This is a genomic window from Hymenobacter agri, assembly GCF_054778495.1.
Map to the genome: position 1 here is coordinate 1 of NZ_BAAGZM010000095.1, position 10,838 is coordinate 10,838.

General features: G+C 58.0%; 14 protein-coding genes. 4 read left to right on the forward strand and 10 right to left on the reverse strand.

Translation table 11 applies throughout. The annotated features are described in order from the left end of the window. The 3 genes from traM to ACYVDE_RS07360 form a co-directional block, all read left to right on the forward strand. The coding region (gene traM / locus ACYVDE_RS07350; protein ID WP_460500840.1) for a conjugative transposon protein TraM at positions 1-197 on the forward strand (197 nt) is incomplete at its 5' end. Between the two features lie 12 nt (positions 198-209). Then, the gene (gene traN, locus ACYVDE_RS07355; protein WP_460500841.1) at positions 210-1,073 is read left to right on the forward strand and encodes a conjugative transposon protein TraN; all 864 of its coding nucleotides are present in this window, start codon (positions 210-212) and stop codon (positions 1,071-1,073) included. 150 nt (positions 1,074-1,223) lie between these two features. Continuing rightward, complete coding sequence (locus ACYVDE_RS07360; RefSeq protein ID WP_460500842.1) at positions 1,224-1,769, forward strand: hypothetical protein; 546 nt, start codon at positions 1,224-1,226, stop codon at positions 1,767-1,769. Between the two features lie 30 nt (positions 1,770-1,799). On the opposite strand, the gene ACYVDE_RS07365 is transcribed toward ACYVDE_RS07360, so the two are convergent. The 9 genes from ACYVDE_RS07365 to ACYVDE_RS07405 form a co-directional block, all read right to left on the reverse strand. Further along, positions 1,800-2,507: a nucleotidyl transferase AbiEii/AbiGii toxin family protein gene (locus tag ACYVDE_RS07365; protein ID WP_460500843.1), complete on the reverse strand. Its 708-nt coding sequence runs from the start codon at positions 2,505-2,507 to the stop codon at positions 1,800-1,802. Between the two features lie 8 nt (positions 2,508-2,515). Then, positions 2,516-2,866, reverse strand: coding sequence for a DUF6922 domain-containing protein (locus tag ACYVDE_RS07370; protein ID WP_460500844.1), 351 nt, complete (start codon positions 2,864-2,866; stop codon positions 2,516-2,518). A gap of 173 nt (positions 2,867-3,039) precedes the next feature. Next, positions 3,040-3,363 carry an antitoxin VbhA family protein gene (locus tag ACYVDE_RS07375; RefSeq protein ID WP_460500845.1) on the reverse strand — a complete coding sequence of 108 codons (324 nt, stop codon included), beginning with the start codon at positions 3,361-3,363 and terminating at the stop codon, positions 3,040-3,042. A 65-nt stretch (positions 3,364-3,428) separates the two neighbouring features. Beyond that, complete coding sequence (locus ACYVDE_RS07380; protein WP_460500846.1) at positions 3,429-4,520, reverse strand: Fic/DOC family protein; 1,092 nt, start codon at positions 4,518-4,520, stop codon at positions 3,429-3,431. Between the two features lie 87 nt (positions 4,521-4,607). Continuing rightward, positions 4,608-4,907, reverse strand: coding sequence for an antitoxin VbhA family protein (locus ACYVDE_RS07385; protein ID WP_460500847.1), 300 nt, complete (start codon positions 4,905-4,907; stop codon positions 4,608-4,610). Positions 4,908-4,970: 63 nt separating this feature from the next. Then, on the reverse strand, positions 4,971-5,249 hold the full coding sequence (locus ACYVDE_RS07390) for a hypothetical protein (RefSeq protein WP_460500848.1): 279 nt from the start codon (positions 5,247-5,249) through the stop codon (positions 4,971-4,973). A 100-nt stretch (positions 5,250-5,349) separates the two neighbouring features. Beyond that, entirely contained in the window at positions 5,350-6,264 is a 915-nt protein-coding gene (locus ACYVDE_RS07395; protein WP_460500849.1) for a DUF4942 domain-containing protein, read from the reverse strand. Next, the gene (locus tag ACYVDE_RS07400) at positions 6,198-6,617 is read right to left on the reverse strand and encodes a hypothetical protein (protein ID WP_460500850.1); all 420 of its coding nucleotides are present in this window, start codon (positions 6,615-6,617) and stop codon (positions 6,198-6,200) included. Before ACYVDE_RS07400 ends, ACYVDE_RS07395 begins: the two co-directional genes overlap by 67 nt. Beyond that, positions 6,592-6,984 (reverse strand): hypothetical protein, encoded by a 393-nt coding sequence (locus tag ACYVDE_RS07405; RefSeq protein WP_460500851.1) that lies wholly within the window; start codon positions 6,982-6,984, stop codon positions 6,592-6,594. The genes ACYVDE_RS07400 and ACYVDE_RS07405 overlap by 26 nt, the downstream gene beginning before the upstream one ends. 468 nt (positions 6,985-7,452) lie before the next feature. Here ACYVDE_RS07405 and ACYVDE_RS07410 point away from each other — a divergent pair, with 468 nt between their 5' ends. Further along, a complete protein-coding gene (locus ACYVDE_RS07410) occupies positions 7,453-8,541 on the forward strand; it encodes an SMEK domain-containing protein (RefSeq protein ID WP_460500852.1) in 1,089 nt (362 codons plus the stop codon). Positions 8,542-8,665: 124 nt separating this feature from the next. On the opposite strand, the gene ACYVDE_RS07415 is transcribed toward ACYVDE_RS07410, so the two are convergent. Further along, positions 8,666-10,597 (reverse strand): DUF4209 domain-containing protein, encoded by a 1,932-nt coding sequence (locus ACYVDE_RS07415; protein WP_460500853.1) that lies wholly within the window; start codon positions 10,595-10,597, stop codon positions 8,666-8,668. Between the last annotated feature and the right edge of the window lie 241 nt (positions 10,598-10,838).

A 10,838-nucleotide genomic window follows, 5' to 3' on the forward strand; every position in this document is an offset into this window, starting at 1 on the left:
CGCGGGACGCAGCCAAGCAGGCCGGCGCCAACAGCATGGACGCGGCCGATATGATGACGATGAGTGCCGACCCGGCGACCGCGGCGGCCGGTGTGGCCGTGAGTGCCGTGAAGGGCCTTGGCCAGAAGAAAATCCGCCTGGTCAAGGTCCGGCTGAAGGCTGGCTACAACGTGATGCTCAAAGTAGACAAAGACTAACGATTCCCTCCCATGAAAACTATCCTATTTGCTACCAGCGCCCTTTTACTGGGCATAGCGGCTGCTCCGGTGCGGGCCCAGACCTCGGCTGCCCGGATGCTGCAATACTCGGAAGCCAACAAGCTGCCCACCTATCCGCTCTACATCAGCGACCAGAAAACGACCCACCTGGTATTTCCCTTCCCGGTCACCTACGTCGACCTGGGCAGCTCGGGCTTGATTGCGGCCAAGGCCACCGGCGCGGAAAACATCGTGCGTGTGAAAGCGGCGTCGGCCGGTTTTCCGGAATCAAATATGACCGTGCTGACCTCCGATGGCAAGCTCTATTCCTTTGTGGTGAACTACCAGCATGACCCCAAGGTACTCAGCCTAGACCTTGGTGCTGCCGGGTCGGCCTCGTCGGCCCAGGGCGAAGCCATTTTGTCGAACTCGCCCATCCCGCAGGGCAATCTGGATGCGTATTCCCGGCAGGCGCTGGCGGTGGGCGGCACTTCGGCCAGCGAGAGCGCCAACCAGCTCAGCGTGCGCGCCGGCAACGTGGGCTACAAGCAGGAAACGCTGTTTTTCCCGCTGCACATCGCCAATAAGTCGAACGTGACCTACGATGTGGACTTCGTCAAATTCTACATCCAAGACAAGCAAGTGGCCAAACGCACGGCCGAGCAGGCGCTGGAAATCGCGCCCATCTACGTCTTCAACGGAAGCCTGAAAAAGATTGATGCCAAAGGGCAGCTTGAGCAGGTTTACATCTTCAAGAAATTCACCATCCCTGAACAAAAACAGCTCATCATCGAAGTGTATGAAAAGGGCGGCGGGCGAAATATCAAACTCAAGCTGGCGAATTCTGACCTGCTTAAAGCCCGCTCTTTTAAGTAGCCGTTGGCTCGCTCACGAAGCAGCCCACCCATTCAGAAACAGCCAAACAGGAACACCAATGCTTCATTCGCCGTTTAGAAGCAGCTAAAAGGATACTTCCGCCCGCTGAAACTGCGGTAAGGCACGTTCCCTTCCACTATTTGTACTGCTATGTCAGACTACCAGAGAGGACTCGACGAAGGCCGCAACGAGCAGCACTCCTACCAAGCCTCGCGGCAGCTGGGGCAAGGGCTTGGGCAGTTAATTGGTTGGGTACTGGTGGCGGGGTCCCGGGTGGTGGTTGAAGTGCTGCTGGCGGCTCCGTTCCTAATGCTGGGTTTCGTAGTGATGGCTCCCCTGGATTTTCTCGGGCCAGTGCTCGGGGCAGTCCGCTTGCTGGGAATCGGTGTCATAGCCTACTTGTTTTACGCCGGCCTATACTGGCTCAAAGGCTTGGTGGTTGCCCAGCATCGCCGCGAGGGCTGGCTGTGGCTACTGCCATTCTCGGTTTGTGTGGCGGTTACTTGCTTGCTGCCCGGCTGGTTGGTTCGGCAGTTTGTCATCAGCTCGTTTCCCACAGCCAGTCCAGTATGGGGCTGGGGCCTCGGGGTAGCTTTTGCTCTGTTTGCCTACGGACGCTACCGCTTCACCGAAGACATCGCCCCCAGCTTGGCGCTATGGTCTTACCGCCGGGGATATAACTGGGCCCTTCGTTAATACTCAAGGCTACTTTTTCACGTTAGGCTGTCACAATTTTGGCCCTCGAAGCTTCGGTTCGGGGGCTTTTTGTTTGTTGACTTCCCGTAGTTGCTCCATCACCGGCATCACCAGCCGTTGCTCCACGATGGGTGGAAACAGGCGGTCGGGGCTGCGCTGCATCTGCTCCAGGCGCGTGGCAATGGCGGGCCAGCGGTAGCCCTGCATTTCGGGTTTCATGTTGAAATCGATGTCGCCGTGGAAGGCCAGGGCGCGGGGCACTTCGGATGATGAGGTATTAAAGCGGCCCTCGTAGGCCTGGCGCATCTGGTTCAGGGTAAGCTTTTCGCTTAGCGCGGCCACATCTACAAAATCCCGAAGCCTTTCGCCACTCATCACCACACCGGCCAGCTTCATGGCGCTCAGGTCTTCGAGTGAGGCCATTCGAATGTTGGAGCCAAGATAGAGCACGGCCGGTTGCAACAGCGGGAAGCCGTAATTCACCACATCGGTTTTGACCTGGCCAATGACGCCCTGGATGGCGGCTTTGTCCCATTCCGGCTCCTGGGCCCGCATTCGCTGGAGCGCACCGTCGGCCCGCATCTCATATTTGCTTATCAGCAGGTCCTTGATTTCTCCATCAATCGGCGTGGGGCCGTCCGAAAACAGGTCGAGGTCGCGGCTGCGACGGTGGCCCAGATGTAACGCCAAAGCCGTTCCCCCTACCAGGACGAACGGCTTTAGCAAGGGCTCCTGCATCAGCTGCGCTAGGAGTTGAAGGTTTGCGGTATCGACTGCTTGCGCTGGTAGCATCTAAGCGTTTCCTTTTCGATGTGGAAGAACTGGCATACGGTCGCAATGGCGGCATCCGACATATAGGGTACCGTTTCAACGATTTCCTGCACGCGGGGCCTGCCGTAGTATTCCAGCATGGCCGCCCAGTCTTCTTTGCTCCCGCGCTGAATGACGCGCTGCACGATGGTACGCGCCATGGCCTGCGGGTCGATGGTGTCGGGGTCTACGTCCCACAATAGCGTGGGCAGGTGCTCGGCCAGGGGGGCCGGTACCACTTGCGGCGCGGGCGTTGCAACCATAGCAGAAGGGGTGAGCTTTTCCATGAGTACAGGATGTGTGAGCCGGGGCTATTAGCCTTTCGTGTGACTGAAAAGCATATTCCTCAAAGCTGGATTGGGAACCAGAGGGAGAAAGGCAATACTAGGCCCTAGTCTATTTAAACACCTTTTCAGGGCCTATAGTTGCGCTAAATCAGCCGGATTTAGTAAAGCTACCATTACGGCAGGTGAGGGCCTACGCTCGATTCATCAAAGTGCAGATATGGCTCGTACCGATGGGCCGACTCCCCTTGCGAACCGGCTCCCGGCGCATACCTGGCGAAGGGGTCAGGGCCAGGGGCTGGCTGGTACTCTGCGTCGAGCGCGGCCGACAACTGCTCCAGGTCAATCTGCCCGGCAATGTATTGGTCCTGCAGCTCTACAAGGAGCGCTGAGGGCAGGCGATTTTGGCTCATTGACACGCCAACCGCAAACTTCACCACCTCGCGACGCTGCTGCTTGGTTTGCTCGTTTTCGGAGAAATAGAGGGCCTTTTCCACCATTACAAGATACGTATAAAAGCTCGCACCGGCGTCTTGGGAGGCACCAAATCATCTCGCTTTCGAACTCACAACTTTGAACCTCGACGCTTCAACTCCGGGGCTTTTTGCAATGGCTCGTCTTTGCTGGCTACGGGTATTTTCGGTTGTTCCGGGCCGGTGGATGGCGCGGCCTGCAGCGGCGGTCCGACCACCAGCAGCACTACTGTAACCAGAGGTAACGCCTTTAGCAACCGCGCCACGCGCTGGCGCAGCCGGGCATCTTCCATCTTGGCGGACATTTGCTCCAGCAGCTCGGCCCCGGTTTTCAGGATGGCCAGCCGCGCCGGCTGCTGCGCGTCGGGGTGCACCACGCCGCGGGTGCCCTGCATAATCTGCCGGGCTACTGCGGTGTGGCGCCCTCCCAGCAGCGCCCGCCAGATGGGCTCCTGGCTCTGCTGTACCTCGCGCATGGCATCCACGCGCTGCAGAAAACCAGACACTGCCACGGGCGCGGCAGGGGCTAACACCAGCTGCGGGAGGGGCGTGGTAATCTGGCCCAAGAAGGTGCGGAGCGGCTGCAAATCTGTTTCCGGGTTCCCGGTAGGCCGAAGAATAGCGTAGTCCCGGGCCTGGTTGTATTGCTTAGGGTGCGACTGCGCAACAAGGTTCACGTCGTAGCCGGCATTTTCCGCCAGCACTTGAAAGGCCGCGCCCAGGGTCCGGCCATTACCCTCCCGAAAGGCGTGGGCGTAGTTGTACTGGTCGAAGTAGTAGGCGGCCCGCGCCACGAACTGGTCTTTGTCCAGCCCTTTCAAAAAGCGCTCAGCGGCCAGCTGCTGCCCGATGGCATCCAGGTGCGCGGGCAGTTGCTGGTAGCTGCCAAAGTACATAGTGTACATGCCGGAGCCCTCCTTATCAGCCGATGTTGACTTGGTGGCCTGGAACTCGCCCCAAGCGCGCGTTTCGCCAGCCCACTGGTAAACATCCTGAAAAAGGTGGCGGTGCAACTCCTGCAGGCCCTGGGCGTTGTGAGGCGCTACTTCCACGTGGCTGGCCAGTACCTCCAGCAGGCGGAAGTGGAAGCGGTTGCCTTCGACCTCGGCCAGCTTGTCCTCATCGGCGATGTTGAGCTTGTTAATCAGGACACCGGTGTGGGGGTCGGTAAAACCGTCAGTCATAGAAAAAAGCCGCGCGGGAACTGGGTAAGCAAGCAAAACGCCCCACCAACCGGCAGGGCGTTAGCGAATAGATTAAGAAGCGAAGGGCTAGTGCGATAAAGAGCGGGCCTTGGCCACGGCGGGTGCCGGCCGGGGCGCCACTGCCAGGATGCCATCGGCACCCCGCGTGGGGACCGGCGTCTGGCTCTGGGCTTGGTAATAGGCATCAAGCTGGGTATTTACCTCGGCCAGGCTCAGCTCGCCGTTGATGTAACGCTGGCTCAGCTGCTCGGCAAAGGGGCTCAGCTGGCGGTCCTGGGTCGCGTTCAGCGCGGCCGCCCGGTCCGACAGCGCTTGGCGCTGCTCGCGGGTTGCTTCCTTGGGGCCGAATTTTACGAGGGTATCCATGTTGTTTCGCCTGGGTGGTCTACTACGGCAAACGAAAGTTAGGCAAAAATGTGCCAAACCGCCCTAATGCTTTGCCCCAGCCGCCCGCGCATCGGCCAGGGCCGCATCCAGCACAGTGTGCACGGGCACGGCCAGCAGCTCGGCTACCCGGAGCGCCTCGGCCACGGTCAGGCCGGAAGGGTCGGCTTCGCGCTGCTTGATGGTGCGATAGGTCATCTGCAGGTGTTCCTGTAACTCGCGCTCGGTGAAGGTGAAGCGGCCGTGCCGCAGCAGGTAGCTGAATTGCTGGCCCGCCGGCGGGATAGCACCGGGGGGAAGCGAGACAGGGGGTGAGGTTTTCATGGACGCAGTATAACGCTTCCCGGCCTTACGGGAGCAGGATAATGCGCCACTGCCCCCAGCGCGTACCAGCGGGCGGCAACCCGCCCGCCGGCAACGGTACTCAGGCCGCAAGCTGCAGCTGCATTTGGATGCCGGGCGCGGCCAGTTGCTCTGTCTCGGGCACCAGGGGGTGCGTCTTGCCGGTGGCCGCTTTGGCCTGGCGGGCGCGGTAGGCGGCCATTTCGGGGCCGGGCAACCACTGCTTGCCGGCGCAGGCCCGCAGATTGAATTCCTGCCAGAGAAATTCCTCGCGGAAAATCAGGTGCACAGTGCCTTTCTTGAAGGCCCGGATTTCAAAAAACCGGCTGTACACCGTCCAAACGCCATTGGGATTGGAATTCTGGTTGCCGTAGCGGTCCAGCGCCGTGTCGATGCCCACGCAGGTATCGTAATTCTCGCCCGTCAGGTAGCACATCACCCGGTCGATGTCGGCGTAGTCGTCGCGGCGGCTCCAGTTCACCCGGAAGCCCTTGCCGGAATAGCTTTCCTCCACCGCGTAGGGCAGAATCACCTTGCGGTTTACCTTCCACTGTGAGTTGGTGACCCAGCCCTCGACGTGCAGACGGTTTTCCTTGTGGTACTTGGTGAAGGTGTCGAACACCGATTCCACGGCCTGCTCCATAATGGTTTCGCGGTTGTCGAGCACCAGCGCCACCAGCTCGGCCACGGCCTCGTGGGTGAATTCCTGGTAGCCCTGGGCCTTGCTGAAGGCCACGAAGTTGCGGCGCACGTCGGCCGTCATCAGCTTCTGAATGTTCACCTTGTCGAGCACCAGCCCCCAGATTTGCTGGTTCATTTCGTCGACGAAGTTGTTGTAGCTCGTGCGCAGGCTGCCGCGCTCCAGGCTGGCCTCGGCCAGTTTCAGCACGTCCTGGTATTCGCTGCGCAGCAGGCTTTTGGCATAGAACTTCATCCCCTCGCGGGCCTGCAGGTAGGCGGCGTACTGGGCTTTGAGCCCTTCGTATTCGGCCGCCATGTTGCCGATAACGTCGCGGGTGGCGACGGCATTGGCAAACAGGTTTCGTCCAGCTCCGGCCCCCGGCGGCCCCGGCTGCTGAACTCGAACGTGAGCCTGTCGGCCTTGGCCGGCTTGTGCAACCGCACTAGGCTCACGCCTACGTTGGTGGGCCGCTCAGCCTCGGTAAAAACGGCACCCAGTGCCTCGCTCGTGCCGTGGTCCTCGATGAGGCGGGCCAGCAGTTGCCGGGTTTCGGAGTACGGATTGGCAAGCGTTTCGGTGTTGAGCAGGCACACCACGTCGCCGCCACCAGCTACCACATCCCAGGCCTTGAGCAAATGCCGGTCACCGTTGGAGAAAGGCGGGTTCATGATAATTAAGGTCGAAAAAATGGTCGCCCCGGTAGTTCAGGAAGTCGTTGGCAATGACCTTATAGCCCTTGTCGTGAAGCACGGCGCGCAGCTCGGGGTCGGCCTCGCAGCAGTACACGTTTTGCTTGCCGCTTCGGCTGTGGTAGTCCTCCCGGTCGAGCCAAGCTGTCAGCTCATCCACAATGGCCCCGCTGCCAGCGCTGGGCTCTAGGATGGTGAGCTTGCGCAGGGCCGCCGCGGCCGGGTTGTAGCGGCGGTACCGGTCGCTGCTCTGCTCCTCGTCGCCGGTGGGAGCGGGATTGAAAAACGGGTCGAGCATGCGCTGAATAACGGCGGCCGGGGTAGGGAAGAATTCAGGATTGAGCATGGCGCTTAACAGGGCTAAGAAGATAGTGAACAACCACTTGCTTATCCTATTAAACGCAATTTAAAGCGTTTTTGTTGCTAAAAAGACAACGATATTTAATTAAAATAAGCTCGCCGTTTTAACTGCACTAATTCCTTCTTCCCCCTTGTTCCTTATAAAAAACTGCCGGCGTACGCCGGCTCAAGCACTCCGCTGGCGGTACCGGCCCTTGCCGGTTCGGCCAGCGGCCAATAAAAGGGGGGGGAGGCCCAGCCGGGGCTGCAAAGCGCACCGGGAGCGGGACCGGCATTCCGGCGCGACCAGCGGGAGCAGAGGAGAGCTGGCCCCGCTCCCGAGTGAGCGCCGCTGCCTGGGCCGGGCCAGCGCGGTGGGCTGTCGCAAGAATGATAGGAAGGGTGCTGTTTATCTTCGTGCATACCAGACCTCGTGCAGGGTTACTGGCAGTGAGATGCGTCCTAATCTTGGTAGATGATTAAGCGAGAAGAAGAACTAAAAAAGATAGTGAGCGAGCTGACCCGATGGGAAGTAGAGCTTTCAAACCGGAATGCCCTCAACCTGTATGATGCCAACATCTTTTCGGAGCATACTATCTGCCGCTTACTCAACAGCATGTATGGCTACAACCTGCACAACATCAACTCGGTGCAGAACAATTTTCCAGCCATCGACCTGGCCGACAACTTCAACCGGGTCGCGGTGCAGGTAACAACTACCAAGGCCACCAAGAAAATCCAGTACACCATCGACAGCTTTTTGGCCAATGGGCTTTACCAGAGCTACGACCAGCTATTCGTGTTAATACTGGGCAAAAAGCAGAAGAGCTACCCAGTCTTCGATACCCAGCAGCGCTTTGCCTTCACCAGCGACCAGAATATCATCGATTTTCATGGGCTGCTGAATAAAATCAACTCGCTGCCCACGCCTAAGATTGAGGAGATAGCTAAGATTCTCCTCTACGAAAACCAACGAAGCACGAAGACAGCACCCAAGCAAAGTAATGCTACCAGGCTCAAAAAGAACCTTGCCCTGCGGGATAAAATGATGAAGGCATTGCTAAAGAAGCTCGGCAACGAGCCCTGGGAGCAGGCCTACTACGAGCCGTGGGTTAAGTTTCGGTACGATAGCGTCATCGTACGCTCGGTAGACGACCACTCTTATCCCGAGGTTCGACCAACCCCTGCCGGCCAAATCAGCTCCTGGTTCAAAATGCAGTTTTGGGATTTTTACGACAACGGCATCGAATTCATCGGAATGGGCGGCAAGGCAATTTTCGATAAAAGCGGAAAATGGGACCTCTTGGACTGGGACGATAAAACCAGGGCTAACAACCCGGATTACACCGTTATCACCTATCACCCTTTCTATCGGATACCCTACGACTACATCGTCAAGCTAGATATGCAAACTGACCAGTACTCGGGATACCCTTCACTCTACGTTGAGTACGCGAAGAATGGAATGCCCTACGAGGACATCTTGTATGGGCGAGCAGGAGTTTATGACAAGAAAAAGCCGACCTACTTATTCGACAGCAAAATGCGGGAGAAGCTAAAATAGCTGCACAGAAGAAGGAGCCTCACCCATGCAGTGAGGCTCCCACTTGAGTATCATTCAAAACAGCGTATCAACCGTGCTCGACTGCTCTACTTTTTCACGTAGGCCTGGGTAACGGCCAAACCAGCTAGGATGGAGCTGATTCATCGGTTGGGGCCTCGGCTCGTAGGTCCAGAGGCTCGAAGCGAAAATTGGCAATACGGAGCAGGCCGCACAACAGTAGGATGATTTTATCGAACGAATACTGGTCCTGATAGCGGTAGTAGCAGTGGGCTACGTTATTGCGCAGGTTTATCCCGGGCGCGAGCAGCAGGTAACGCAGGAAATAGCGCGTATTTTCATCGAACAATTCCTGCGCCACGGCATGGTTCAGTAGGGATTCGATGAACACCTCCCGCAGGTCTTGGTGCTTGTCGTTGGCGGTGGTGTTTGCGCCGGAGCGCTGCAGCAGTTCGCGCAGCAGGCCTTCCAGCTTCACGGTCAGGGAGTCAATCGACAAGACAAAGTTTTCGCGGCCCCCTTCTATACCAATGGCCAACTGCTGGAAGAAATCACGTAGGATGGGGTAAATCAAGTCTTTCCACGAATAGACTTGTTCCTGGCCGTTGACCGCGGTTTCGCTTAGTGGCTGGGCAATCCAGCTGGACTGCTCCAGAAAGGCGCAGAACGAATCGTAGTTGAAATTGCCCGCCCGGTAGCACGCCGCCAGCAAGGGCACCAGAGAGGCAAGCCGGAAATTGAGTATACCCTCGTAAGCGTCAGCGGTCAGCTTATCTATCTCCTCGTCGGACTGCACCCGGCGAGTATTCTTGTTTTCATCGAGTTGGGAAGTCGGCAGCGAGGCAAAGAAAGAGCCCTTTTGCTGCTCCGCAAACGCACGCACGCTGGCATAGTCCGGGAGCACTTCCGGGTGGACAGTGAGGTATTCCAGCAGGTCGTGGGCACTATACTGCGTCAGGCGCTGGATGCGGTCGTCGATGTTGGCCTTCAGAGCTTGGGCATCCTCCGGTTTGAGTTCAAAGCTGGTGACTCCCAGTCGAATCTTGGATTTTAGCTCGTTCAGGCGCTGAAATGCCTGTTCGTAAGCAGCCGTATTGCCAGCGGCGCGGTAGTCCTCAGTCGCCCGGCGATAGAACTCATAAGGCGCCAACCCGCTGGGGTCCGAAAGACGTCTTTCAGCCATAGCTTCATGGGTCCGCCCCAGCCGGTTGAACCAATCAGCCACAGCTAGGCCCCGGCGTTGCGCCACGGTGCGGGCTAGCGGGCACATGGCCTCGCATGCATCGTACTCGCCGGCCGCAAACAGGTCATCGAATAGTGTCTCGCACGCTAGGCTGACTTCATCGGTCAACACGTCTGGCTTAAACAGCTTGCCGAAATCCGCTATCAACCGCAAGAGCGGAATGCGCCCCTCAGCCTCGAACGGTACCGCGCCAGTGAAGCGGTCCAGCACAGCTTGGATGGTATCGGGCTGCCGGTGCCGTAGCACTAGCGCCAAGTCGCAGCAGGTGCCCAGCATCCGGATGCAGTCCATCCGGTTGTCACGGCCTCTACAGTTTGCTATGGCCAGCGCCTCCAGTAAATGCGTGTGTGCCAACGACCCCATCCGAGCGTAGGTATTGGGCTTGGGCGCATTCCAGAGCACCAGCGCGTAGCGGGCTTTCAAGTACGGATTAGTGCTCTGCTCGTAGCGCTGCTGGTAGTAAGCAAATGCTGCCGGCAGCAAATCTTCCACCCGTACCGAGCCCACCTTCTCGTCGGTATCGGTGGTGTATTCCCGTTCACGCTGCGCTTTGCCTTCTTTAAACCAGAAGCCCAACACAATGCGCTCTAGCCCCCGCTGGTCATGCAGCGAATCGGGTACAGTTGCTTCTTCTAGCAGCGGCAGCAACCTACTGCGGTGGGTGTGCGTCCAGCTTTGGCAGTGCTGGTCAAGCAGGTCAGCTAATTCTTCGGGGGTAGTGATGTTCATATAAGTAACAGGGCAAAATGAGTAAAAGCCGAGATTCAACAAAAAGGAAAGACTGAACAATCCATTCTGGAAGAATAAATCGTGCATAGGTAGTATATAATCATAAGTCATCACTCTATAAAACTTAGGTACCATAATCATTAATTATCGGACCTAAGTTTTGCGTACATTTGGAGTGCACTTGCAGCCTCAATTTTTGCAATTGCAAAAAACCAGATGGTACCAAAGGGAAAGAAGAACCTGCCGGCCGTGACCGGCGAGCTGCCGGCGCTGGCGCTGGCCAACGACCTGGCCGGGCAAGTCGCGCCCAACGTCGGGCGTTACCTGA

What these genes read in the sequence shown, in the direction of transcription:
- traN (WP_460500841.1), top strand. Translation starts at nt 210, where the DNA reads ATGAAAACTATCCTATTTGCTACCAGCGCCCTTTTACTGGGCATAGCG.
- ACYVDE_RS07360 (WP_460500842.1), top strand. Translation starts at nt 1,224, where the DNA reads ATGTCAGACTACCAGAGAGGACTCGACGAAGGCCGCAACGAGCAGCAC.
- ACYVDE_RS07365 (WP_460500843.1), bottom strand. Translation starts at nt 2,507, where the DNA reads ATGCAGGAGCCCTTGCTAAAGCCGTTCGTCCTGGTAGGGGGAACGGCT.
- ACYVDE_RS07370 (WP_460500844.1), bottom strand. Translation starts at nt 2,866, where the DNA reads ATGGAAAAGCTCACCCCTTCTGCTATGGTTGCAACGCCCGCGCCGCAA.
- ACYVDE_RS07375 (WP_460500845.1), bottom strand. Translation starts at nt 3,363, where the DNA reads ATGGTGGAAAAGGCCCTCTATTTCTCCGAAAACGAGCAAACCAAGCAG.
- ACYVDE_RS07380 (WP_460500846.1), bottom strand. Translation starts at nt 4,520, where the DNA reads ATGACTGACGGTTTTACCGACCCCCACACCGGTGTCCTGATTAACAAG.
- ACYVDE_RS07385 (WP_460500847.1), bottom strand. Translation starts at nt 4,907, where the DNA reads ATGGATACCCTCGTAAAATTCGGCCCCAAGGAAGCAACCCGCGAGCAG.
- ACYVDE_RS07390 (WP_460500848.1), bottom strand. Translation starts at nt 5,249, where the DNA reads ATGAAAACCTCACCCCCTGTCTCGCTTCCCCCCGGTGCTATCCCGCCG.
- ACYVDE_RS07395 (WP_460500849.1), bottom strand. Translation starts at nt 6,264, where the DNA reads ATGGCGGCCGAATACGAAGGGCTCAAAGCCCAGTACGCCGCCTACCTG.
- ACYVDE_RS07400 (WP_460500850.1), bottom strand. Translation starts at nt 6,617, where the DNA reads ATGAACCCGCCTTTCTCCAACGGTGACCGGCATTTGCTCAAGGCCTGG.
- ACYVDE_RS07405 (WP_460500851.1), bottom strand. Translation starts at nt 6,984, where the DNA reads ATGCTCAATCCTGAATTCTTCCCTACCCCGGCCGCCGTTATTCAGCGC.
- ACYVDE_RS07410 (WP_460500852.1), top strand. Translation starts at nt 7,453, where the DNA reads ATGATTAAGCGAGAAGAAGAACTAAAAAAGATAGTGAGCGAGCTGACC.
- ACYVDE_RS07415 (WP_460500853.1), bottom strand. Translation starts at nt 10,597, where the DNA reads ATGCACGATTTATTCTTCCAGAATGGATTGTTCAGTCTTTCCTTTTTG.